Origin of the sequence: Pseudoxanthomonas mexicana, from assembly GCF_014397415.1 — a bacterium.
Taxonomy (GTDB): domain Bacteria; phylum Pseudomonadota; class Gammaproteobacteria; order Xanthomonadales; family Xanthomonadaceae; genus Pseudoxanthomonas_A; species Pseudoxanthomonas_A mexicana.
Genome location: NZ_CP060731.1, coordinates 1,350,627 through 1,372,634, shown reverse-complemented (window position 1 = coordinate 1,372,634; position 22,008 = coordinate 1,350,627). Strand labels below are relative to the sequence as shown.

At 67.7% G+C, this 22,008-nt stretch carries 22 protein-coding genes; 10 read left to right on the top strand and 12 right to left on the bottom strand.

Translation table 11 applies throughout. The annotated features are described in order from the left end of the window. Nucleotides 1–6: 6 nt before the first annotated feature. On the bottom strand, nt 7–627 hold the full coding sequence (locus IAE60_RS06180; protein ID WP_187574268.1) for a lectin: 621 nt from the start codon (nt 625–627) through the stop codon (nt 7–9). A 123-nt stretch (nt 628–750) separates the two neighbouring features. On the opposite strand from IAE60_RS06180, the gene IAE60_RS06175 reads away from it, so the two are divergent. Then, the gene (locus IAE60_RS06175; protein WP_187574267.1) at nt 751–1,284 is read left to right on the top strand and encodes a hypothetical protein; all 534 of its coding nucleotides are present in this window, start codon (nt 751–753) and stop codon (nt 1,282–1,284) included. 6 nt (nt 1,285–1,290) lie between these two features. Here the strand turns inward: IAE60_RS06175 and hmgA are convergent, their stop codons facing one another. From hmgA to hppD, 3 genes are all read right to left on the bottom strand, one after another. Beyond that, a complete protein-coding gene (hmgA, locus tag IAE60_RS06170) occupies nt 1,291–2,598 on the bottom strand; it encodes a homogentisate 1,2-dioxygenase (RefSeq protein WP_187574266.1) in 1,308 nt (435 codons plus the stop codon). A gap of 16 nt (nt 2,599–2,614) precedes the next feature. Further along, complete coding sequence (locus tag IAE60_RS06165) at nt 2,615–3,004, bottom strand: endonuclease domain-containing protein (RefSeq protein ID WP_244966673.1); 390 nt, start codon at nt 3,002–3,004, stop codon at nt 2,615–2,617. A gap of 111 nt (nt 3,005–3,115) precedes the next feature. Beyond that, the gene (gene hppD, locus IAE60_RS06160) at nt 3,116–4,213 is read right to left on the bottom strand and encodes a 4-hydroxyphenylpyruvate dioxygenase (RefSeq protein ID WP_162108140.1); all 1,098 of its coding nucleotides are present in this window, start codon (nt 4,211–4,213) and stop codon (nt 3,116–3,118) included. Between the two features lie 76 nt (nt 4,214–4,289). Here hppD and IAE60_RS06155 point away from each other — a divergent pair, with 76 nt between their 5' ends. Then, nucleotides 4,290–4,763, top strand: a complete 474-nt coding sequence (locus IAE60_RS06155) for a MarR family winged helix-turn-helix transcriptional regulator (RefSeq protein ID WP_162108139.1) — start codon at nt 4,290–4,292, stop codon at nt 4,761–4,763. 181 nt (nt 4,764–4,944) lie between these two features. Here IAE60_RS06155 and IAE60_RS06150 read toward each other — a convergent pair whose 3' ends face one another. The 3 genes from IAE60_RS06150 to IAE60_RS06140 all read right to left on the bottom strand — a co-directional run bounded on the left by IAE60_RS06150 (nt 4,945) and on the right by IAE60_RS06140 (nt 8,190). Next, nucleotides 4,945–6,477, bottom strand: a complete 1,533-nt coding sequence (locus IAE60_RS06150; protein ID WP_187574265.1) for a peptide MFS transporter — start codon at nt 6,475–6,477, stop codon at nt 4,945–4,947. Nucleotides 6,478–6,687: 210 nt separating this feature from the next. Beyond that, nucleotides 6,688–7,326 carry an energy-coupling factor ABC transporter permease gene (locus IAE60_RS06145; RefSeq protein WP_187574264.1) on the bottom strand — a complete coding sequence of 213 codons (639 nt, stop codon included), beginning with the start codon at nt 7,324–7,326 and terminating at the stop codon, nt 6,688–6,690. A 3-nt stretch (nt 7,327–7,329) separates the two neighbouring features. Next, complete coding sequence (locus tag IAE60_RS06140) at nt 7,330–8,190, bottom strand: tryptophan 2,3-dioxygenase (RefSeq protein ID WP_187574263.1); 861 nt, start codon at nt 8,188–8,190, stop codon at nt 7,330–7,332. 212 nt (nt 8,191–8,402) lie between these two features. Here IAE60_RS06140 and IAE60_RS06135 point away from each other — a divergent pair, with 212 nt between their 5' ends. From IAE60_RS06135 to IAE60_RS06105, 8 genes are all read left to right on the top strand, one after another. Beyond that, nucleotides 8,403–11,648, top strand: coding sequence for a lamin tail domain-containing protein (locus IAE60_RS06135; protein ID WP_187574262.1), 3,246 nt, complete (start codon nt 8,403–8,405; stop codon nt 11,646–11,648). Between the two features lie 262 nt (nt 11,649–11,910). Next, on the top strand, nt 11,911–12,996 hold the full coding sequence (gene pdhA / locus IAE60_RS06130) for a pyruvate dehydrogenase (acetyl-transferring) E1 component subunit alpha (RefSeq protein WP_162108133.1): 1,086 nt from the start codon (nt 11,911–11,913) through the stop codon (nt 12,994–12,996). Nucleotides 12,997–13,004: 8 nt separating this feature from the next. Then, nucleotides 13,005–14,036, top strand: a complete 1,032-nt coding sequence (locus tag IAE60_RS06125; protein WP_187574686.1) for an alpha-ketoacid dehydrogenase subunit beta — start codon at nt 13,005–13,007, stop codon at nt 14,034–14,036. Then, entirely contained in the window at nt 14,036–14,404 is a 369-nt protein-coding gene (locus IAE60_RS06120) for an SH3 domain-containing protein (protein ID WP_187574261.1), read from the top strand. The genes IAE60_RS06125 and IAE60_RS06120 overlap by 1 nt, the downstream gene beginning before the upstream one ends. Beyond that, nucleotides 14,401–15,768, top strand: coding sequence for a dihydrolipoamide acetyltransferase family protein (locus IAE60_RS06115; protein WP_187574260.1), 1,368 nt, complete (start codon nt 14,401–14,403; stop codon nt 15,766–15,768). Before IAE60_RS06120 ends, IAE60_RS06115 begins: the two co-directional genes overlap by 4 nt. After that, complete coding sequence (locus tag IAE60_RS18915) at nt 15,765–15,896, top strand: hypothetical protein (RefSeq protein WP_276509856.1); 132 nt, start codon at nt 15,765–15,767, stop codon at nt 15,894–15,896. Before IAE60_RS06115 ends, IAE60_RS18915 begins: the two co-directional genes overlap by 4 nt. A 62-nt stretch (nt 15,897–15,958) precedes the next feature. Continuing rightward, nucleotides 15,959–16,609, top strand: coding sequence for a hypothetical protein (locus IAE60_RS06110; protein WP_187574259.1), 651 nt, complete (start codon nt 15,959–15,961; stop codon nt 16,607–16,609). Next, nucleotides 16,606–16,992 (top strand): VOC family protein, encoded by a 387-nt coding sequence (locus IAE60_RS06105; RefSeq protein WP_187574258.1) that lies wholly within the window; start codon nt 16,606–16,608, stop codon nt 16,990–16,992. Before IAE60_RS06110 ends, IAE60_RS06105 begins: the two co-directional genes overlap by 4 nt. 6 nt (nt 16,993–16,998) lie before the next feature. Here IAE60_RS06105 and IAE60_RS06100 read toward each other — a convergent pair whose 3' ends face one another. The 5 genes from IAE60_RS06100 to IAE60_RS06080 all read right to left on the bottom strand — a co-directional run bounded on the left by IAE60_RS06100 (nt 16,999) and on the right by IAE60_RS06080 (nt 21,960). Continuing rightward, a complete protein-coding gene (locus tag IAE60_RS06100; protein WP_187574257.1) occupies nt 16,999–17,433 on the bottom strand; it encodes a BLUF domain-containing protein in 435 nt (144 codons plus the stop codon). 72 nt (nt 17,434–17,505) lie between these two features. Further along, on the bottom strand, nt 17,506–19,152 hold the full coding sequence (locus tag IAE60_RS06095) for a M28 family metallopeptidase (RefSeq protein WP_187574256.1): 1,647 nt from the start codon (nt 19,150–19,152) through the stop codon (nt 17,506–17,508). Between the two features lie 187 nt (nt 19,153–19,339). Next, nucleotides 19,340–20,269, bottom strand: coding sequence for an MBL fold metallo-hydrolase (locus IAE60_RS06090; protein WP_187574255.1), 930 nt, complete (start codon nt 20,267–20,269; stop codon nt 19,340–19,342). Between the two features lie 92 nt (nt 20,270–20,361). Further along, complete coding sequence (locus IAE60_RS06085; RefSeq protein WP_187574254.1) at nt 20,362–20,661, bottom strand: hypothetical protein; 300 nt, start codon at nt 20,659–20,661, stop codon at nt 20,362–20,364. Between the two features lie 3 nt (nt 20,662–20,664). Further along, a complete protein-coding gene (locus IAE60_RS06080) occupies nt 20,665–21,960 on the bottom strand; it encodes a tryptophan--tRNA ligase (RefSeq protein ID WP_187574253.1) in 1,296 nt (431 codons plus the stop codon). Between the last annotated feature and the right edge of the window lie 48 nt (nt 21,961–22,008).

Below are 22,008 nucleotides of genomic sequence, written 5' to 3'. Positions count from 1 at the left end.
GCTTCCTCAGGAACAGCCTTCGACGTACTCCACCTGCGGCGACAGGCCCACGCGCCACGACGTGACCTTGCCGGCTGCGTCGACTTCGAACACCAGCCTGGTCGGCGCCACGTCGCCGGCGTCCATGGACAGGTACTGGCCACCCTGCGTGTACTTGTGCGGCGAAGCCTTCAGCGCGCCGCCGTAGAGTTTCTGCAGTTCCTCCACGCTCATGCCGACCTTGCCGCCACCCGGTGCGGTTTCCTTGTCGGTGCCCACGTCGTAACGGACGAACCTGCCGTCTTCCATCATGAAGGCGAAGTCGGCGGGGCGACTGATCCACTTCGGCCACAGGTAGTGGCAGGTCGTGCCCTCCATCGGTGCGCCGTTGAGTTCGCCACCCCAGGCAGCGCGCGCCTCATCGACGGTGCTGCCCAGCTTCATGTCGCCATAGCCCAGGAAACTCGCCTGGCTGACCGGTCCGGCCGGCGCCGCCGTGTCGTCGGCGGCAGGCGTGGGCGCGGGAGCTTCGGCCATCGGCGTGGCGGTCGCGGTGGTCTGCGGTTCGGTCGCGGGCGCCGCGGCCGGGTCGCGCTGGCACGCGGACAACAGCGTGACCGCCATCACGAGGGGCAACAACGACTTCATCGGCTCTCTCCATTGCACAAACCTGAATCCTAGCGTCGCGGCGTTAAGTCGCCGCGAATGCCGCTGTCATCCGCACTTCATCACCGCGGCCTAGCCTGCGCGCGCACCCGCCCTCCGCCCGCCATGCGCCCGATCAAGACCGACCTCGCCCGGCAGACGCTGCAGACCCACTCGGGTGCGCTGGGCATGCGCGAGCGGCGCGCACTGATCCTCTGCGATGGGCAACGCGACCTGGCCGAACTGGTGCGACTGCTGGGACAGGACGCGCCGCTGCTGGTGCAGCGCCTGGTCTCGGCGGGGTATCTGGCGACTCCCTCCACGCAGCGGGCGCTGCAGCCGCCGCCCTCGGGCGCGGTACCCGTCACGCCTTCGACGGGTACGCGTCGCTCGCTGGTGGCGGCCAAGGTCTACCTGTCGGGCATGCTGGAACTGCAGCGCGACCCCGAGGCCGCACATCATCGCGGCCGGCTGCAGGCACGACTGGATGACGAGGCCCTGCTCGAAGCGCTGGCCGATGCGTACGGCTTCCTCGAGGGCCGCGTCGCGCCCACGCTGGCCGGCCGCATCCGCGACAGGCTGTTCGAAGCGCTGCCGCACGCGCCGCTGCGGCGCATGCAGGCTTTGCTGGACGCCCGCGCCGACGCGTCCCTGTCCTGACGGATCTCAGGCCTGCGGCGGCACGAAGTGCCTGCGCAGGCCGGCCCAGCAGGCCTGGTAGTCGCGCTGGCGATGCGCGGCTTCGACCGCCTGGCGGGTGGGGCGGATCACCGCGCGCGTCTCGAACATGAAAGCCATCGTGTCGTCGATGACATCCGGCTTCGACAGGTCGGCGCTCGACGCCTTCTCGAAGGTCGCCGCATCGGGCCCATGACCCGTCATGCAGTTGTGCAGCGACGCACCGCCCGGCGCGAAGCCCTCGGCCTTGGCGTCGTACACGCCATGGATCAGGCCCATGAACTCGCTGGCGATGTTGCGGTGGAACCACGGCGGACGGAAGGTGTCCTGCGCCACCAGCCAGCGCGGCGGGAAGATCACGAAATCCATGTTGCCCACGCCCGGCGTATCACTCGGTGAGGTCAGCACCAGGAAGATCGACGGATCCGGATGGTCGTAGCTGATCGAGCCGATGGTGTTGAACCGGCGCAGGTCGTAGCGGTAGGGCGCGTAGTTGCCATGCCAGCCCACCACGTCGAGCGGCGAATGGCCGATGTCCGCGCGCCACAGGTGGCCCTGGAACTTGGCGATCAGTTCGAACTCGCCTTCCACGTCCTCGTAGACCGCCACCGGCGTCTCGAAATCGCGTGGATTGGCCAGGCCGTTGGAGCCGATGGGCCCCAGGTCCGGCAAGCGCAGCGCTGCACCGAAGTTCTCGCAGACATAGCCGCGCGCCTCGCCGTCGGGCAGTTCGACCAGGAAGCGTACGCCGCGCGGCATCACGGCGACCTGCTGCGGTTCGATATCGATCACGCCGAATTCGGTGGCGATGCGCAGCCGACCCTGCTGCGGGACGATCAGCAACTCGCCATCGGCGTCGTAGAAGTAGCGCCCCTGCATCGACCGGTTGGCGGCGTAGAGGTGGATGCCGACGCCGTGCTGGCCTTCCGGCCCGCCGTTCCCCGCCATCGTGTACAGGCCGTCGACGAAGTCCGTCGGCGACTCCGGCATGGGGAGCGGCGACCAGCGCATCTGGTCGGGCGACACCGGTCCGGCGCTGAAATCGCTGTGCAGGCGGTGCTGCGCGTAGGGCTGGAACGGCCCGTGCATCGCCGCCGGGCGGATGCGGTACAGCCAGCTGCGCCGGTTCTCCGCCCGCGGCGCGGTGAAGGCGGTGCCGCTGAGCTGTTCGGCGTACAGCCCGTGCGCCACCCGCTGCGGCGAGTTGCGGCCTTCCGGCAGCGTGCCGGGAATCGCCTCGCTGGCGAAGTGGTTGCCGAAGCCGGTCATGTAGTTATTGGCGCTGTTCGCATTCATGCTCATCATGTCCCGATCAAAGCCCCTCTTCCGGCGGGAGAGGGGTTGGGGAGAGGGCCGGCCGCGAGGTGAAATCCCAGATCGCCGCGACCACCACCTCCACCTCCCTCAGCACATCGTTGTCCCAGAACCGCACGACCCGCCACCCCTGAGACTGCAAGTATCGCGTTCTTGCGGCATCCGCAGCAGGCGAATGTTGCGAACCATCCAGTTCCACCACCAGACCCGCTTCGACGCAGCAGAAATCGACGATGTAGGGCGGCACTGGATGCTGGCGGCGGAATTTCATGCCCTCCAGGCGTCCCGCCCGCAGGTACTGCCACAACCGGCGCTCGGCATCGGTCATGCCCTTGCGTAGCTGCTTGGCATGATCGAGCGTTTGGGTCGGCAAGCGTGGCTTGCTCACGCAGGACCTCCTGTCCTTGCTGATCCGCTTTCCTGGCGTCGTAAGCGCTAAGACTTCGCCGTCCCTCACCCCAACCCCTCTCCCGCAGGGAGAGGGGCTTGGAGCGGGAGCCTACAGCACCCCGCGCTTCATCTGGTCCCGCTCGATGCTCTCGAACAGCGCCTGGAAGTTGCCCTCGCCGAAGCCTTCGTTGCCCTTGCGCTGGATGATCTCGAAGAAGATCGGCCCCAGCGCGTTCTGGGTGAAGATCTGCAACAGCTTGCGCTGCTTGGTCTCCACGTCGGCGTCGATCAGGATCTTGTTGCGCGCCAGCCGCGCGACGTCCTCGCCGTGGTTGGGGATGCGCTGGTCGATCACCTCGAAGTACGTGTCCGGCGTATCCAGGAATTCCACCCCCGCCTCGCGCATCTTCTCCACCGTGGTGTAGATGTCGTCGGTGAAGCAGGCAATGTGCTGGATGCCCTCGCCCTTGTAGGCGTCCAGGTACTCGTTGATCTGGCTCTTCGGGTCGCTGGACTCGTTGAGCGGGATGCGCACCATGCCGTCCGGCGCGGTCATCGCCTTGGACAGCAGGCCGGTTTTGGCGCCCTTGATGTCGAAGTAGCGGATTTCGCGGAAGTTGAACAACCGCTCGTAGTAGTCCGCCCACTTGGCCATGTTGCCGTGGTAGAGGTTGTGGGTCAGGTGGTCGATGAAGGTGAGCCCGAAGCCCTTCGGCATCAGGTCCACGCCGGGCAGGTATTCGTAGTCCGGGTCATGGATGGTGCCCTTGTCGTCGTAACGGTCGACGATGTAGAGCATGCAGTCGCCGATGCCCTTGATGACCGGCGCGGCCACGGCCTTGGTCAGTTCGTCGGCAGCGTCGAACGATTCGGCACCGTTCTTCAGCGCCTGCACGCGCGCCCACTCGGCCAGCTTCTTCACCCGGATCGCGAAACCACAGGCACTGGGACCATGCTGGGCCGCGAAGCGGGCGGCGAAGGAGTCCGGATCTTCGTTGATCAGGAACGTACAGTCGCCCTGACGGTAGGTGCTGATCGGCCGCGTCTTGTGCCGCGCGACCTGGACGAAGCCCAGCTTGCGGAAGTAGTCGTGCAGGTGGTGGACCTGGCCGGCGGGTGCGGCGAACTCGACGAATTCGAAGCCGTCGATGCCCATCGGGTTGTCGAACGTCGTGGGCTGCATGCCCAGGTTGGGTTGTGCGTTCATGGGGCACCTCGCTAGGCTTGCCGGAATACGCTCCAATATAGTTTCAGCTGAAACCACCCACAAGTAGCAGCGCAGCATGAGCGAACCCGCCAACCCCGTCGTCCACGCCGATTTCGACCTCGACCGCCTGTTCTCGTACCGGCTGAGCGTGCTGTCCAACCGCATCAGCGGGGCGATTTCCCGCGAATACCACCGCCGTTTCGGCCTGGCGATCACCGAATGGCGGGTCATGGCGGTGCTGGGGCGCTTCCCGGGCCTGTCGGCCGGCGAGGTGGCCGCCCGGACCGCGATGGACAAGGTGGCGGTCAGCCGGGCGGTGGCCCGCCTGCTGGAACGGGCGCTGATCCAGCGCGAGATCCACGGCGACGACCGCCGCCGCTCGGTGCTGGCGCTGACCGATGAAGGCTTCCGGGTCTACGACGAGGTCGCGCCGATGGTCATCGAATACCACCAGCGCATGCTGGAACCGCTTACCGAAGAGGAGCGGACGATGCTGGACCGGCTGATCGACAAGCTGGCCGGGGAAGGCGTCAGGCGCATCGAGGGCTGAGCAGCCCGCTTTCGTAGAGCCGAGCTTGCTCGGCTGCGCGATGTACCAACCCGACAGCAGTGGAGCAAGCTCCGCTCCACAAAAAAACGGCGGCCCATGGCCGCCGTTTTCACTGGATCCCCGCTTGCGCGGAGATGACGCATCGGCAAAGGCGCGCGCCCTTGGGGCACGCGCGGATGCGTCACTTCACGCCATGCATGAGTCGCTGCACCAGCGGGGCGACCAGGAACAGCAGCACGCCCGATCCCACCAGTGCCCAGAAGCCGAACGTATAGCCGGCATGCGCGGACTGCACGGTCATGCCGCCTTCGCCGCTGACGCGGCCAGCGAAGATGCCCGCCAGGTTGTTGCCGATCGCGATCGACAGGAACCAGCAGCCCATCGCCATGCCCGCCAGGCGCGACGGCGCCAGCTTGGTCGTCATCGACAGGCCGATCGGCGACAGGCACAGCTCGCCGACGGACTGGATGACGTACACCATGAACAGCGTCCAGAACGGGATCTTGCCGTCGCCGTCGACCAGGCTGGACAGCGCGTACATCAGCAGCAGGAAGGCCAGGCCGTTGAAGATCAGGCCCAGGCCGAACTTGCGCGGGATGATCGGGTTGTTCTTCCCCATCTTCACCCACAGCCACGCCAGCACGGGTGCCAGCGCGATGATCGCCACCGAGTTGACCGACTGGAACCACGACACCGGGAAGTCGCTGGTGCCGGCGAACGCCTGGAAGAACCCTTCCATGCCGATGTTGCGGTCGACGATGCGGTCGGCCAGGAAGTTGAACGAACTGCCCGCCTGCTCGAAGAACATCCAGAACAGCACGTTGAACACGAAGATCACCAGCATCGCCACGACCTTATCGCGCGCGACCTTGCCCTCGCGCAGGCCCTCGACCACCAGCATGACCGCCGGGATCACGAACAGCGCCATCAGGATCGCCTGCAGCAGGTTGGCGTCGATGGTCAGCAGGGCGTAGAACATCGGGACGCCGATCACCGCACCGAACAGCACGACCAGGCTGACGTTGCGCATCCCGGTCTGGTGCTCGGCGGGCAGGCCGATGCCCTGCAGCTGCCTGCGGCCGAACCAGAACCACACCAGGCTCAGCAGCATGCCCACGCCGGCGGCGATGAACACCACCTTGTAGGCGGGCATGTCCTCGATGCCGAACACCTTCTTGGCCAGATACTGGGTGACGATCGGGGCCAGCAACGCGCCGATGTTGATGCCCATGTAGAAGATGGTGAAGCCCGAATCGCGCCGTGCGTCGCCCTGCGCGTACAGCTTGCCCACCATGGTGGAGATGATCGGCTTGAACAGGCCGTTGCCGACGATGATCGTGGCCAGCCCCAGCTTGAACATCGCCTCGCTCGGCAGGGCCAGCAGGAAAAGGCCGGCCGACATGAACACTGCGCCCAGCAGGATGGAGCGCTGGAAGCCGATCAGCTTGTCTGCGACGTAGCCGCCGAAGATGGCACCGGCATACACCAGCGCCAGGTAGGCGCCGTAGAGCTCGCTCGCGGGTTTCTCGCCGCTGGCGTCGCCACCGTGGAACTGCGCCACGATGTACAGCACCATCGCCCAGCGGATGCCGTAGAACGCGAAGCGCTCCCAGAATTCGGACATGAACAGCATCCACAGCGGACGCGGATGTCCCAGGACTTGCTTGAATTCCGGTATCCGTTCCGGCGTTGACGTGTCGACGGCTCCGCTCATGCGGGCTCCCCCTAGAAAAGTGGTTCAGGATTTCGGTTTCCCGTGCAACCGCACGGGACGGGCGAGGATCACCGAGACGGCCAGCCCCCGTCAAATCGATGAAACAGTGCCCCGCGGGCGGCGTTTCGGCCTATTCAGCGACGCAAATGACTGATTGCGCAGGGAATTGACGTCCTGCGCGACGGGGGAAATACCGCCGGACTGCGTGCGTCAACGCGGCCGGAGATAGCGTGCATCGTCGAACGTGCTGCACCAGTGGGGCCGGTAAACCACGATCAGCGCCATCGCCCCACCCGTCAGGAAAGCCTCGCCGAACATCATCAAGGGCGTGGCCAGAAGGTAGAACCCCGCGCCCGGCAGCTCCAGCCAGGCCGCGGCCAAGTACTTGCCCAGGTTGCTGGCCGCGATGGCCAGGGCGCCGCCCAGGAACCCCTGCACCAGCACGTACACGAACAGATTGGCCGACAAGCGGCGTTCGCAGAACCGCGACCAGGCCCAACCCAGTGCCACCGGCACAGCCGCCGTGGCCAGGAAATCCGGGCCGGGCCCCAGCCACGCGTAACCGAACGGCCAGGCTACCAGCGAGGCGACCGCCAGCGCCCACAGGGCGAACGCCGGGCCGAACATCAGCACCGCCACCATCGCGCCGGTGAAGTTCAGCTGCACGCCGGCCAGGCCATGGGTGTTGAAGACGCGCAACAGCACCAGCGCCATCGTCGCCATGCCCAGCACGCGCTGGGCCTCGGGATCGCCCTGCAACTTGTGCCAGGGCAGCCGGGGCACGGCCAACGCCAGGACCGCCAGCGCCACCGCGCCCGCCAGCCACTGCAGCGCGGCCATCGCGTCCATCGCTCAGCGGCCGGGTCCGATCGAGGTGCGCACGTCGAACAGCTCCGGGAAGAACGTCAGCTCCAGCGCCTGGCGCAGGAAGCCCACGCCGCTGGACCCGCCGGTACCACGCTTGAAGCCGATGATGCGCATCACCGTGCGCATGTGGCGGAAGCGCCACAGCTGGAACTGGCTCTCCAGGTCCACCAGGTCCTCGCACAGCGAATACTCGCGCCAGTAGCGGTCGGTGTCTTCGTAGATGGCCTCGAACACCGGCAGCAGGGCGGTGTCGGCGGCGTGCGACTGGCGCCAGTCGCGCTTCAGGTGCTGGGCCGGGATGGCGTGGCCCCAGCGGGCGAGATACATCAGGAACTCGTCGTACAGGCTGGGCGCCTCCAGCACCGCCTCCAGACCGGCATGGCCTTCCGGATCGTGCGAGAACACCTTCAGCATCGCCGCATTCTTGTTGCCCAGCAGGAACTCGATGGTGCGGTACTGCAGCGACTGGAAGCCCGACGAAGGCCCCAGCAGGTCGCGGAAGCCCATGTATTCCGAGGGCGTCAGCGTCTCCAGCACCGACCACTGTTCGGTCAGCTGGCGCATCACTTGCTTGGCGCGCGCCAGCACCTTGCGGCACTGCCAGACCTGGTCGTGCTGGAGGAAACCGATGGCGGCGCGCAGCTCGTGGATCATCAGCTTCATCCACAGCTCCGAGACCTGGTGCTGCACGATGAACAGCATCTCGTCGTGGTGCGGCGGATCGGAGACCGGGTGCTGCGCGGACAACAGGCGGTCCAGCTGCAGGTAGCCGCCGTAGCTCATGCGGCCGGCAAGGTCGGTGTGGATGCCCGCTTCCAGCGGGCGCTCGTTCTTTTCTACGGCCATCCGTCGATCAACTGGGGCACCGCCCTGGGGGCGGCGAGGGCGCCAGCGTAACCGATGCCGGTGGCCGACCCTGGCAAGACGATGGAAAACCGGCACTTATGTCATGCCCATGCAATGCGTGTACCACAGGCTTGGGCTACATTGCGCCGGCCGGGGGCGGATCCGCCCCCGACAGGGGGCGGCATCCAATCCACTGAGGGAGAACCCGTTACATGGAAATGCCACGGGGCCGCCTTGCGGCCGTGTTCGCGTCTTTCGCCCTGCTCTTCGCCGCGTCGTCGGTGCAGGCGCAGGTGGTCATCAGCCAGGTCTACGGCGGCGGCGGCAACAGCGGCGCCACGCTGAAGAACGACTTCATCGAGCTGCGCAACAACGGACCCACCGCGGTCGACCTGACCGGCTGGAGCGTGCAGTACGCCTCCTCCACGGGTACCACCTGGAATGGCCGCACCAACCTCAGCGGCAGCATCCCGGCCGGCGGTTTCTACCTGATCCAGCAGGCGCAGGGCGCCGGCGGCACGGTGGACCTGCCCACGCCCGACGCCACCGGTACCATCGCCATGGCCGGCACGGCCGGCAAGGTCGCGCTGAGCCGCAGCACGACGGCGCTGACCGGTGCCTGCCCGACCGCCGATGCGAACGTGGTCGACTTCGTCGGTTTCGGCAGCGCGGCCAACTGCTTCGAAGGCAGCGCGCCGACCGGCACGCTGAGCAACACCACCGCTGCGCTGCGTGGCGGCGATGGCAGCATCGACACCAACAACAACGGCGCCGACTTCGCGGTCGGTGCACCGAACCCGCGCAACAGCGGCGCAGAGCCGCCGGAACCGCCCGATCCGCCGCTGGCGCTGACCATCGCCCAGATCCAGGGCAACGGCCTGCTGTCGCCGCACAACGGCAAGCGCGTGGTGACCGAGGGCATCGTCACTGCGATCAAATTCAACAACGGCTTCTTCCTGCAGGCCGCCAACGACGACGGCGACCCGGCCACGTCCGATGCCGTGTTCGTGTTCACCAGCAGCGCACCGCCCGCCACCGCCGCGGTCGGCAACCGCGTGCGCGTGACCGGCACGGTCGAGGAATACACCCCGTCGTCCAATCCGCATCAACTGGCGATCACCGAGATCGTCACGCCGACGGTGGAGGTGCTGGAAACCGGCCTCGCCCTGCCCGCCGCGATCGAACTGACCGCCGCCGAACTCAGCCCCGACGCCCTGCCCGGCACGCTGGAGCGGCTGGAAGGCATGCGCGTGAGCGTGGCGCAGTCGGTGGTGATCGCCCCGTCCGGCGGCAGCATCGACGAGAACGACGCGCTGTCCTTCAGCGACGGCGTGTTCCACGTCGCCCTGCCCGGCGTGGCGCGTCCGTTCCGCGAAGCCGGCATCGGTGTGATGGATGCCATCACCCTGCCGGCCGGCAAGAACCCGCCGCGCTTCGACACCAACCAGGAACGCCTGATGGTGCGCAGCCGCGGCCAGGTCGGCGCACAGCCGCTGTCGGTCGACACCGGGGCGGAAGTCGCGGGCCTGCTGGGCGTGCTGGACTACTTCGCCGGCACCTGGGCGCTGCTGCCCGACGTGGCCACGCCGCCGACCGTCAGCGGTGGCCGCCTGCCGGAAGCCGTCAACGACCCCCACTACGACGAAGTCACCGTCGGCAGCTTCAACCTGCTGCGTCTGTTCGACGAGGTCAACGACAGCAACGGCGCGGTGACGCTGACGCCGGAAGCGCTGGACAAGCGGCTGGCCAAGGCGGCACTGGCGATCTGCGACTACCTGAAGACCCCGGACATCCTGGGCGCGGTGGAAGTGGAGAACCTGCGCGTGCTGCAGCTGCTGTCCGAACGCATCGACGCCACCTGCGCCGCGCGCCCGGGCTATGTGCCGTACCTGCAGCCGGGCAACGACGTGGGCGGCATCAACGTCGGCTTCCTGGTCAGCTCGCGCCTGACCGCCGACGGTGTGGCCCGCGTCGAGGTGCTGGACGTGGCGCAGTTCGGCAAGGAGACCACCCTTGCCAACCCGAACGGCACCACCAGCCTGCTCAACGACCGTCCGCCGCTGCGCCTGCGCGCCCGCGTGCACCAGGACGCGACCTCGAGCTATCCGCTGACGGTGATCGTCAACCACCTGCGTTCGCTCAATGACATCAACGACACCCTGCCGGGCAGCAGCGGCTGGGCCACCGGCGGCGAGCGCGTGCGGGTGAAGCGCGGTGCGCAGGCCGTCTACCTGGCGCAGCTGGTCGAGGAAATGCAGCAGGCGAACCCGGACGAGAAGATCGTGCTGGTCGGCGACTTCAATGCGTTCGAGTTCAACGACGGTTACGTGGACGTGATGGGCATCATCCGGGGCGACGCCGCGCCGGAGGACCAGGTGCTGACCTGGATGCCCAGCCCGCTGACCGTGCCGCTGGTGGATGGGTCGCAGCTGATCGCCGATCCGGCGCAGCGCTACTCGTATTCGTTCGAGGGCAACGCGCAGACGCTGGACCACGTGCTGGTCAACGAGTCGCTGGTGATGGACGCCGCGCTGCGCGTGGACCATGCGCGCATCAATGCGGACTTCGGCGTGGACAACTTCGGCGACGCCTCGCTGGCCGTGCGTTCGTCCGACCACGATCCGGTGCGCCTGAGCATCCGCGTGCCGTCCTTCGCCCGCGCCGACCTGTCGGCGACGGTGTCGGCCGACCGTGCCGACGCCAACGTCGGTGACACCGTGCGCTACACCGCCACCGTCCGCAATGCGGGCCCGGGTGCGGCATCGCCGGCCGCGTTCGCGTTCGTGTTCTCGGCCGAGCTGTCGCCGTCGCTGGCCACGCTGCCAGCCGGCTGGAGCTGTGCGGCACCGGAAGTCTCGGCGGGCACCACCCGCGTGGCCTGCACCGTGCCGTCGCTGGCGGTCGGTGACGAAGCGACCTTCGCCGTCGACGCCGTCGTCCCGGCCAGCACAGCGGGTGCCACGCTCGGCTTGGGCGTGTCGGCCAACTCGACCGTGCTCGACCCGGCCAACGGCGACAACACCGCTGCCGTCTCGGTGGCCGTGGCCGCACTGCCGCAGACCCGCGCCGACCTGTCGGTGAAGCTGCTCGGCGCCGCCCTGCCGCTGCGCCGCGGCACCATCGCCACGCTGCTGGTGCCGGTGCGCAACGCCGGGCCGGATGCAGCCGAGCAGGTGACCGTGCGCCTGACCAGCAACGTCGATGCCCGCTACGCCGCCGTCGCCGCCCCTAACGGCTGGAGCTGCACGCGTGTGCAGGACACCACTGACGGCGCCGCCGCCGACTGCACCCGTCGCGGCGCCATGCCGCGCGGCGTGCAGACACTGGCCTTCGCCTTGGTGGTGCCGGGCAAGCCGAAGCGCGGTACCGAACTGGAGTTCGACGCCACCGTCAGCAGCACGACGACGGACCCGAACCCGACCAACAACCACGATCGCCTGATCCAGCGCATCCGCTGAACTTTCCCGTCATCGTGGGGTCGACAGGGGCGCGGGCAACCGCGCCCCTTGTCGTTTGCGCAGGCCGCGACGCGCGTCACGTCCGGGAACAGACGGACTGCCGTCGGACGACCGTCGTCCAAGCCGCTGTTTCAGCACCGGTTTCACCGTGGGGCCCGCGCCATCCACCCCCGTCTTGTTGCATTGCACGACAGCTGCCGGGCGCTCAGCTCCTAAAATTACATTTGAAACCAATTCCGCCACTGACGAGAAAACCGTCCAGATGAGCATCGCCGCAAGCTTCGAGATCGAATACCTCCAGTACCTGGGCCCCGACGGCACCCTGGTGCGCAACGACCTGCCCGAGGCCGGGCGCGATGTCGCCCGCCTGCGCGAGCTGTTCAAGCAGATGCTGTTCGTGCGGACCTTCGACACCAAGGCCATCGCCCTGCAGCGCACCGGCAAGCTGGGCACCTACGCCGCCTGCCTGGGCCACGAGGCCACCCACGTCGGCATCGGCGCCTCGATGCGCCCGGGCGATGTGTACGCGCCCAGCTACCGCGAATACGGCGCCATGTTCATGCGCGGGGTGAAGCCGCGCGACGTGCTGATGTACTGGGGCGGCGACGAGCGCGGCAGCGACTTCGACCGCGACAGCGATGCGCGCAGCGATTTCCCGTTCTGCGTGCCGATCTCCACCCAGTGCCTGCATGCCGCCGGCGCGGCGCTGTCGTTCAAGCTGCGCAAGCAACCGCACATCGCGGTGGCGACCTGCGGCGACGGCGGTTCGTCCAAGACCGACTTCTACGCCGCGCTGAATTCCGCCGGCGCCTACGAGCTGCCGCTGGTGCTGGGCGTGATCAACAACGGCTGGGCGATCTCGGTGCCGCGCAGCGCGCAGACCGGTGCGCAGACGCTGGCGCAGAAGGGCCTGGCCGGCGGCCTGCACTGCCTGCAGGTGGACGGCAACGACCTGATCGCCGTGCTCGAGGGCATGCGCCGCGCCAGCGAGCGCGCCCGCAAGGGCCAGGGCGGCACGGTGATCGAGTTCGTCACCTATCGCCTGTCCGACCACACCACCGCCGACGATGCGCGCCGCTACCGCGACGATGCCGAAGTGAAGGCCGGCTGGGAACGCGAACCGATGACGCGCCTGCGCACCTGGCTGACCGCGCAGGGCGCCTGGAGCGAAGCCGACGAAGCCGCGTGGAAAGAGGAATGCGGCGCGCGCGTGGACGAGGAGGTCAACGCCTACCTCAACACGCCGGTGCAGCCGGTCGAGGCGATGTTCGACTACCTCTACGCCGATCCGCCGCCGGAACTGTTGCAGCAGCGCGCCGCCGCGATCGCCGCGGAGGGACGCGCATGAGCGCCGTGATGGAGACCAAGACCGTGGCGAAGACCCAGAACGCCGAGACCGTGGCCACCCCGACCGCGATCACCCTGATCGAAGCCATCACCCAGGCGCTGGCCTGGGAGATCGCGCACGACGAATCCGTGCTGGTGCTGGGCGAGGACGTGGGCGTGAACGGCGGCGTGTTCCGCGCCACCGCCGGCCTGCAGCAGAAGTTCGGCCCCGAGCGCGTGCTCGACACGCCGCTGGACGAGACCACCATCGCCGGCCTGACCATAGGCCTGGCCGCGCAGGGCATGAAGCCCGTGGCCGAAGCGCAGTTCGACGGCTTCGTCTATCCGATGGTCGACCACATCATCTGCCACGCCGCCCGCCTGCGCACCCGCACGCGCGGCCGCCTGCACTGCCCGATGGTGCTGCGCGTGCCGTGGGGCGGCGGCATCCGCGCGCCGGAACACCACAGCGAAGCCAACGAGGCCATTTTCACCAACGTGCCCGGGCTGCGCGTGGTGATGCCGTCCTCGCCGCAGCGCGCTTACGGCCTGCTGCTGGCCGCGATCCGCGACCCGGACCCGGTCATTTACATGGAGCCCAAGCGCATCTACCGCCAGTACAAGGAAGTGGTCGCCGACGACGGCGAAGCGCTGCCGCTGGACGTGTGCTTCGTGCTGCGCGACGGCACCGACGTGACCCTGGTGACCTGGGGCGCGCAGGTGAAGGAAGCGCTGGAAGCGGCCGACACACTCGCTGGCGAAGGCATCAGCGCCGAAGTCATCGATGTCGCCACGCTGCGTCCGCTCGATTTCGACACCATCGCCGAGTCGGTGGCCAAGACCGGCCGCTGCGTGATCGTGCACGAAGCGCCGCGTACCGCGGGCTTCGGCGCCGAGATCGCCGCTCGCCTGGCCGAACACTCCATGTACGACCTGCTGGCCCCGGTCGAGCGCGTCACCGGCTACGACACCCACATCCCGCTGTTCCGCCTGGAAATGAAATACCTGCCCAGCGTCGACAAGATCGTCGCCGCGGCCAAGCGGGCGATGGCGGCCGGCTGATGCGCGCCCGTGTCGTCCGCGACTACCGCACGCAGTACGCGAACCCGATCCGGTTCGCGCGCGGCGACGTGGTCGCACTCGGCGCGCGCGACACCGAATGGCCGGCCTTCGCCTGGACCACCACCGCCGACGGCAATGCCGGCTGGGCGCCGGTGGACTGGCTGCAGCCGCGGGACGACGGCCATGCCGTCGCCCTGCGCGACTATTCCGCCCAGGAACTGGATGCGCAGGCGGGTGACACCGTCGAACTCCATCATGAACTCGGCGACTGGTGGTGGTGCACCCATGCCGATGGACGCAGCGGCTGGCTGCCCGCGCGCGACCTGGACCTGATCAACGACACGACTTCCGAAGAGACATCCGAATGAGCGAGAGCAAGACCTTCCACCTTCCCGACCTGGGCGAAGGCCTCCCGGACGCGACCATCGTCGAGTGGTTCGTCAAGGAAGGCGACGTGATCCGCCTGGACGAACCGCTGGTATCGATGGAGACCGCGAAGGCCGTGGTCGAAGTGCCCTCCCCGGTGTCCGGCAAGGTGGTGAAGCTGGCCGGCGCGGCGGGCGATGTCGTCGTCACCGGCAGCATGCTGGCCGTGTTCGAGCCCGACGCCAAGCTGCCGCAGCGCGCGGAAGGCCAGGACACCGGCCACCACCACGGGCCGCCGAAATCCGCTGTCGTGGGAGCGACGTCAGTCGCGAACGCTGCTACCGACACATCGCCCGTCGCGACTGACGTCGCTCCCACGGAGGCCGACGCCGGCACCGTGGTCGGTGCCATGCAGTCGTCCAATGCGGTGCACACCGAACAGGCGATCGCCGTGGGGGGCGTCAAGGCCATGCCGGCCGTGCGCGCGATGGCGAAGAAGCTGGGCGTGGATCTGTCGCGCGTGCGCGCCAGCGGCGCCGACGGCGCAGTGACGATGCAGGACGTGAAGCAGGCCGCCGCAGACGGGTCCGCGCACGGCACCACGACCGCCGCACCCGCACGCACCACCGCGCCGGTCGCCGCGGCGGCACCGGTCGTGAACCCGCAGCGCACCACACTGTCCGCCACCGGCAAGCCGATGCGCACGCAGCCGCCGGGCGTGTCCGTCAGCGGCCAGCCCGAACAGCTCAAGGGCGTGCGCCGGAACATGGCGCGCGTGATGGCCGATGCACATGCCAAGGTCGTGCCGACCACGCTCAGCGACGACGCCGACATCCACGCCTGGACGCCCGGCAACGACGTCACCGGCCGTCTCGTCCGCGCCATCGTGCGCGCCTGCAAGACGGTGCCGGCGATGAACGCCTGGTTCGACGGCGACAAGCTGACCCGCACGCTGCACCCGCATGTCGACATCGGCATCGCGGTGGATACCGATGACGGCCTGTTCGTGCCGGCACTCCGCAACGCCGACCTGCTCGAAGCCGGCGCTGTGCGCGAGAGCATCAACCGCCTGCGCGCGCAGGTGGAAGACCGCAGCATCCCGCCGTCCGAACTGACCGGCTACACCATCTCGCTGAGCAACTTCGGCATGTTCGCCGGCCGGTACGCCACCCCCGTGGTGGTACCGCCCTGCGTGGCCATCGTCGCCGCCGGTCGCGCCCGCCACCAGGTCACCCCGGTGATGGGCGGATTCGAATCGCACAAGGTCATTCCGCTGTCGGTGACCTTCGACCATCGCGCCTGCACGGGCGGCGAGGCGGCGCGCTTCCTGAAGGCGCTGATCGACGACCTGGCTCTGCCGGCATGACCCTCCGAGGGCTGACGCCGATGTTGCGTACGCCGGACCTACCAGAGACCTTCTCTTACGACATGGGCGAGTTCGCGATCTACGACAACAACGGCCACCTGCTGCAGTTCGGCACCCCGGTCCGTTAGGCCCTGTGGCTGGCAGGTCACGGAGACTGTCCGCTATCCTTCATGCGCCACGGGAGACCGGCATGCACGATGTGTCATTTCCTACACCTGCGCGGACAAGTCTTGTCCCCCTGATAGTTGCCGCCTCCCTCCTGGCGGCGGGCTGTTCGTCCACCTACTTCAAGGACGACACCGATTGGGAAGCGCTCCACGTGAGCGGGAAGAAGTCTGCCGCTCTGGACCAGATACTCGCGGCGGGCTTCGGCACCTGCCGCAACCTCATGGAAGACGCCATCCTGCATGCCACGGGTGGGCGCGAGGATTTTTCGTTCACCGGGTGGTCTCGGGATGAAACGGATCGACGCACTGCTAACGCTACGGTGATCTTCATGGAGGATGGCGACGCTGTGCACTCGGATGTATCAGCCGGACTGGATGGATCCGGGAAGTGCTTCGCCAAGTGGACGTCAACCCGCGTCTGGCGGACATCATGCGACCGCCTGCACCGGAAATCCGAATGGCTTCGGCAGTACGAGCTTTCTTCCAAACCCGAGGATGGAGTCTCCATCTATCAGAGGGAAGGTAGTGGCATTACGGTGGTACTGACGAATGTTGGAGTCGGCAAGTGTCTGATGATTGCGGGTCAGACCGCCTACTGGCACGGCCCCTCGCCTGATGCGCCACAACTCGAGCATTTTCCTTACACGCAGGACGAGAAGGATCCCGCGCCATGAGCCATCGCAGCCGTCTGGCTGGATTCATCATCGACAGCCAGGTCGACGACCTGCATGCCGCGTCGGCGTTCTGGAGCGCCGCGCTCGGACTGAAGGTCACGCACCCGGATGACGGCGACCTTGGGCTCTACGACAAGTTCGAACCCGGCCCGGGCGGCCTGCACATCGAAGTGCAGAAGGTGAAGCACGACGCGCGCGTGCATCTGGACATCGAGACCGACGACATCGAAGCGGAAGTCGCGCGCCTGGAAGCGCTGGGCGCCAAGCGCGTCCAGCACGTGCGCAACCGCTGGTGGGTGATGGAAGCGCCCACCGGCCACCGCTTCTGCGTGGTGCCGATGGATGAGGACAGTACCCGCGGCAAACCCAACCGCTGGCCCTGACTCGCCTCAGTGCGCGAGCACGGCTTCCTCTTTCCAGAAGGCGAGCAGGCGCGTCAGACCCGAGGACGCAGCGGACTCGTCTTCCAGCCACGGAATCTCGCGACGCCACTGCGATTGGCTGAGCTGTTGCACCAGCGTCTGCGGTGCGGTGGCGAAGCCCATGTGCCAGCGCTGGAACAGGCGCTTTTCCACCCTGCCCTGCTCCAGGATCTCCAGCCGATGGTGCTGGCTGGCGCGCGCGATGCGGGCGTAGATCTGCTCCACGTCCGCGCGCGTTCCTTCCAGGTACTGCACGAAGCGCTGACCGCCATGCAGGAGTGCACCGGTCACGTCGGCCAGCTCGTTCGCCACACGCGCATCCAGCAGCAGCCGGTCGAGGTCGTTCGCATCCAGCGGACGCGTGGCCTGGCTCTGATAGACCAGGGCGTGCAGAGGGGCCACGTGCGTTCCGGTAGCGCGAAAGGAAGCGCAGCATAGCGCAGCGGATCCCATGAACGGCGTGCGCCCGCGCCGTTATTTTCGTTCAGTCTCGCTGCGTTCGCGCACGGCCTTGAATTCTGAACCGTTCAGCCAGTGCGGCCATGCATCGCTGTCCGCGATCTCGCGGCCAAGCGCGTACAGCAGCGCGACATCCTGCGCCTGGCCGCGGGCGTCCCACGACGCTGTCCAGGCATCGCAAGGCTGGTGATAACAGCGGGCGAAGTAGGCATCGCGCAGCGCCTTTCCGCTCGCGACACCGCCATCGATCCGGTCGAGTCCCGCGCCCACGGTGATCGCGGGAACACCGGCGCGCGCGAAGGCGAAGTGGTCCGCACGGTAGAAGAAGCCGGCCTCCAGGTTGGGATCCGGCGAATACGTGCGCCCATGGGCTTCCGCCACGCGTTTCAGGTCGTTCTCCAGCGAGACCCGACCCTTGCCCCAGGAGGCGATATCGCGCGTGGGACCATCGGGGCTGAGCATTTCGATGTTCAGCACGGCCGCGGTCTTCGCCAGTGGCATGAGCGGATTCGCCGCGTAGAACGCCGCACCCTGCAAGCCCTTCTCTTCCGCGGTCAGCGCCATGAACAGCAGCGTGCGCCGCGGCCGCGGGCCGGCGGCGAACACGCGCGCCAGTTCGATCACCGCCGCGACACCGGTGGCGTTGTCGACGGCGCCGTGGCGGACCGCGTCGCCGACGGCATCCGGCTCGCCGATGCCGAACGCATCCCAGTGCGCGGAATAGATGACGGTCTCGTCGGGGCGCTGCGCCCCCTCCAGCCGGCCGATGACGTTCCGGGTGACCACCTGGTCGCGCTCGACGTCGAACGCGGCGGACAACGTGGCGTCGCCGAGCGGCACAGGGGTGAACGCTTTCGTCTGCGCGCGACGTTTCTCCACTTCGAAGTCCAGCCCCGCACGCTTGAACAGCGACACGGCCAGATCGCGCTGCATCCAGCCCCGCAGCAGCGTGTGGTACGTCGGCGCGTCGGGACGCGGGATGTCGAACACCGGCGACAGTCCCGAGGCGCGCACCGTCGCCCACCCGTAGGCGGCCGGTACGGTTTCGTGCACGATCAGCACGCCCGCGGCGCCCTGGCGCGCGAGCTCCTCGTACTTGTAGGTCCAGCGTCCGTAGTAGGTCACGGCGCGCCCGTCGAACGCGCCCGGCGCGTCGGTCTCGAAATCCGGATCGTTGACCAGCACCACGGCGACCTTGCCTTTCAGGTCGGCGCCCTTGTAATCGTCCCAACCGCGCTCAGGTGCGGTGATGCCATAGCCGACGAACACCAGGGGCGCGTCCACCAGAGCGACACGATCGACCGGGCTCAGGCTCTGCAGCACTACGTCATCGCCGTTGGTCAGCGTCTGCGTTTCGCCACCGATGCGCAGCGATGCGCTCACCGCGCCCTCCACCTGCGCACGCACCAGCGGCACGTCCTGGGTCCAGGTGCCCCGTTCGCCACCGGGCTGAACGCCGGCCTTCTTCAACTCGTCCACCACGTAGGCGATCGTCTTCTCTTCACCGGGCGTAGCCGGTGCCCGGCCTTCGAACGCGTCCGAGGCCAGCACGCGCACATGCCGCGACAGATGGTCGGGGTTGATGCCTCCGCCGGGGATGTCGGCGGCGAAGGCGGGAAGGAAGCCCAGTGGCAGGAGCAGAAAAGGAACGGCGCGTTTCATGGAACTCCCCCTCATTCGATCAGCGCCCCGAGTCTAAAGGATCGCTGTAGGAGCGACGTAAGTCGCGACCGCAGGCCCTGCGAACACGGTTGGCAAGATGCGCAAGACGCGGCGCCTTTCGTAAAGGCCAAGGCCACCTTTCCTTCCGGTCGCGACTTACGTCGCTCCTACAGGTAGGCGCAGCACCTCACGGCCGCCCACGATCCAGCCACACGCCCAGGCCCTGCGCGTTGAGCTCGATGTCCATCGCCAGCAGGCGCAATACGTCCTCGTCTGCCAGCGGCACCTGCTGGGCATGGGCGCGCTCGAGGTACAGCGCCGACAATGCGGCAGCGATGCAGCGATGGCGATCCGCGCGCCCGTCGCAGGCGTCGGCGATGGCCACCATCGCATCGATCTGTTCGTACAGCGACTGCGCCAGGCGCGGTACATCGGATACAGGCCCGTAATGGGTGAGGTACATCGCCTCGGGCGCACGCTCCACCATGCGCGCGATGCTGGCCTTCAGGGCCTGCGGTTCGAACTGCACCGGTGTGGTCGTGGGCAGGATGAAGGCACCCTGCGGCCCGTCCAGCTCGCGATACGAAAGCCCGAACGTGTCCCCGGTGAACCAGCTGCGGCTGCGCGCGTCCCAGATGCAGTGATGGTGGCGCGCGTGGCCCGGCGTATCGATGCACTCCAGCGCGCGGCCCGCCAGCATCACCTTCTCGCCGTCCTCCACCACGCGCACGCGCGCCTCCGGCACGGGTTGGAGGGTGCCGTAGCTGCGCTGCATTTCCTCTTCGCCATAGACGGCGGTGGCGCCGGCGATGAGCTTTTCCGGGTCGATGAGGTGCGGCGCGGCGCGCGGATGCACGACCAGGGTGGCGTTCGGCAACTGCTGCATGAGCAAGCCAGCCCCGCCCGCATGGTCCAGGTGCACGTGGGTGACGATGAGCAGGTCGATGTCCGCGGGCGTGATGCCCGCCTGCTGCACGGCTGCCAACAGGTGCGGGACCGAATGATTCGTGCCGCAATCGACGAATGCGCCCCGCCCTTCCTCGACGATCAGGTAGGCGGCGTCGAAGTGGTCGCGCTGGAACGCGGTGTCGATGGTGTGGATGCCGTGGAGGCTCATCCGCGGGCCTGTGTGGGAACGGATGGACCGATTCTAGTCCCCGCGTCGCACCGGCACGACCCGCCTTTGGTGGAACACGCCGTCCTCGCGGCTCAGCCGCGCGACAGCCACCAGCCGCGCAGCGGTACCGCCAGTGTCAGCACGAACAGGAAGGCGCCGTACGCCACCAGCGTGGCCAGCACCTGTTTCCAGATGGCGCCCGTGCCGACGTCGGACGCGCCCAGCGCATACCCCCACTGCATGCCGATGAAGCTGAGCACGAAGGCCACCACCAGCGCCGCGAGATCGAAGCCCTTGCGGCGTGCGGTGCGCGGCTGGCGCGGGAACAGCCAGTACAACGATCCCAGCAACAGGAACCAGGGCAGGAACAGGATGACCGCGAGGTAAGGCATGACTCAGGCCTCCGCGGCGCGCAACGCGGCCAACGCCGCAAGCACGTCGCCGGCGGGAACCTGCAGCACGATCTCCGGCGTCTCCATCGCATCGGCCTGCTCGGCCTGCTTCAGCACGCCGATCAGCTTGCCGGCGTCCTTCGGCGAATCGAAGCCGTTGCTCTGCACCAGCACGTTGCCCTCGGCGTCCGTGAGCTTGAAGTAGAAGCGGCCGTCGGTATCGCGGTACTGCTTGAACGCCGGCAGCGCGGCCTTCGATGCCGTGGCCTTCGCCTCGACCACCGGTTGCTGCGAGAGGTCACGCAGGCCCACCGCATGGCGAAGCTCGGCCAGCAGCGGCGTGGCATAGCGCTCGCGCAGGCGACGGGCGCCATCGCGCAGGATGGCTTCGATGTCGGCCGGCCTGGCCATCAGCGCTTCGTACTTCTCGCGCAGCGGCGCGATTTCCGCATCGATGCGTTCGAACAGCTGCTGCTTGGCATCGCCCCAGCTGATGCCGTCGGCGAACTTCTGCGCGAACGCGCGCGTTTCCTCGGTGCTGCCGAAGGCCTGGTACAGCTGGAACAGGGCCGAACCCTCGGTGTCCTTCGGCTCGCCGGGGCCGCGCGAGTCGGTCAGGATGGAGAACACCAGCTTCTTCAGTTCCTCGCGTGGTGCGAACAGCGGAATGGTGTTGTGGTAGCTCTTGCTCATCTTGCGCCCGTCCAGGCCGGGCAGCGTGGCCACGTTGTCGTCGATCAGCGCTTCCGGCAGGGTGAAATACGCCTTGCCGTAGACGTGGTTGAAGCGCTGGCCGAAGTCGCGCGCCATCTCGATGTGCTGGATCTGGTCGCGGCCCACCGGTACCTGGTGCGCGTTGAAGATCAGGATGTCCGCCGCCATCAGCACCGGATACATGAACAGCCCCGCGCTGACGCCGGCATCCGGGTCTTCGCCCTCGGCGACGTTCTTGTCCACCGCGGCCTTGTAGGCGTGGGCACGGTTGAGGATGCCCTTGCCCGCCACGCAGGTCAGGAACCAGGTCAACTCGGTGATTTCGGGCACGTCGCTCTGGCGGTAGAACCAGACCTTGTCCGGCTCCAGGCCGCAGGCCAGCCAGGTCGCCGCGATCTCCAGCGTGGAGCGCTGGGTGCGCGCCGGGTCCTGGGCCTTGATCAGGCTGTGCAGGTCGGCCAGGAAGTAGAAGCTCTCCGTGTCCGCGGCACGGCTGGCGGCCACGGCGGGGCGCACGGCGCCGACGTAGTTGCCCAGATGCGGGGTGCCCGAGGTAGTGATGCCGGTAAGGACGCGGGTGGTCATGTGCGAAGCTGGGGAATGCGGGAAAGGGGCAAGTTTACCGGCTGGGGC

Bases quoted from the DNA above. Each gene is read 5' to 3' on its own strand.
- IAE60_RS06180 (WP_187574268.1), bottom strand. From the start codon at position 627: ATGAAGTCGTTGTTGCCCCTCGTGATGGCGGTCACGCTGTTGTCCGCG.
- IAE60_RS06175 (WP_187574267.1), top strand. From the start codon at position 751: ATGCGCCCGATCAAGACCGACCTCGCCCGGCAGACGCTGCAGACCCAC.
- hmgA (WP_187574266.1), bottom strand. From the start codon at position 2,598: ATGAATGCGAACAGCGCCAATAACTACATGACCGGCTTCGGCAACCAC.
- hppD (WP_162108140.1), bottom strand. From the start codon at position 4,213: ATGAACGCACAACCCAACCTGGGCATGCAGCCCACGACGTTCGACAAC.
- IAE60_RS06155 (WP_162108139.1), top strand. From the start codon at position 4,290: ATGAGCGAACCCGCCAACCCCGTCGTCCACGCCGATTTCGACCTCGAC.
- IAE60_RS06150 (WP_187574265.1), bottom strand. From the start codon at position 6,477: ATGAGCGGAGCCGTCGACACGTCAACGCCGGAACGGATACCGGAATTC.
- IAE60_RS06145 (WP_187574264.1), bottom strand. From the start codon at position 7,326: ATGGACGCGATGGCCGCGCTGCAGTGGCTGGCGGGCGCGGTGGCGCTG.
- IAE60_RS06140 (WP_187574263.1), bottom strand. From the start codon at position 8,190: ATGGCCGTAGAAAAGAACGAGCGCCCGCTGGAAGCGGGCATCCACACC.
- IAE60_RS06135 (WP_187574262.1), top strand. From the start codon at position 8,403: ATGGAAATGCCACGGGGCCGCCTTGCGGCCGTGTTCGCGTCTTTCGCC.
- pdhA (WP_162108133.1), top strand. From the start codon at position 11,911: ATGAGCATCGCCGCAAGCTTCGAGATCGAATACCTCCAGTACCTGGGC.
- IAE60_RS06125 (WP_187574686.1), top strand. From the start codon at position 13,005: ATGGAGACCAAGACCGTGGCGAAGACCCAGAACGCCGAGACCGTGGCC.
- IAE60_RS06120 (WP_187574261.1), top strand. From the start codon at position 14,036: ATGCGCGCCCGTGTCGTCCGCGACTACCGCACGCAGTACGCGAACCCG.
- IAE60_RS06115 (WP_187574260.1), top strand. From the start codon at position 14,401: ATGAGCGAGAGCAAGACCTTCCACCTTCCCGACCTGGGCGAAGGCCTC.
- IAE60_RS18915 (WP_276509856.1), top strand. From the start codon at position 15,765: ATGACCCTCCGAGGGCTGACGCCGATGTTGCGTACGCCGGACCTACCA.
- IAE60_RS06110 (WP_187574259.1), top strand. From the start codon at position 15,959: ATGCACGATGTGTCATTTCCTACACCTGCGCGGACAAGTCTTGTCCCC.
- IAE60_RS06105 (WP_187574258.1), top strand. From the start codon at position 16,606: ATGAGCCATCGCAGCCGTCTGGCTGGATTCATCATCGACAGCCAGGTC.
- IAE60_RS06095 (WP_187574256.1), bottom strand. From the start codon at position 19,152: ATGAAACGCGCCGTTCCTTTTCTGCTCCTGCCACTGGGCTTCCTTCCC.
- IAE60_RS06090 (WP_187574255.1), bottom strand. From the start codon at position 20,269: ATGAGCCTCCACGGCATCCACACCATCGACACCGCGTTCCAGCGCGAC.
- IAE60_RS06085 (WP_187574254.1), bottom strand. From the start codon at position 20,661: ATGCCTTACCTCGCGGTCATCCTGTTCCTGCCCTGGTTCCTGTTGCTG.
- IAE60_RS06080 (WP_187574253.1), bottom strand. From the start codon at position 21,960: ATGACCACCCGCGTCCTTACCGGCATCACTACCTCGGGCACCCCGCAT.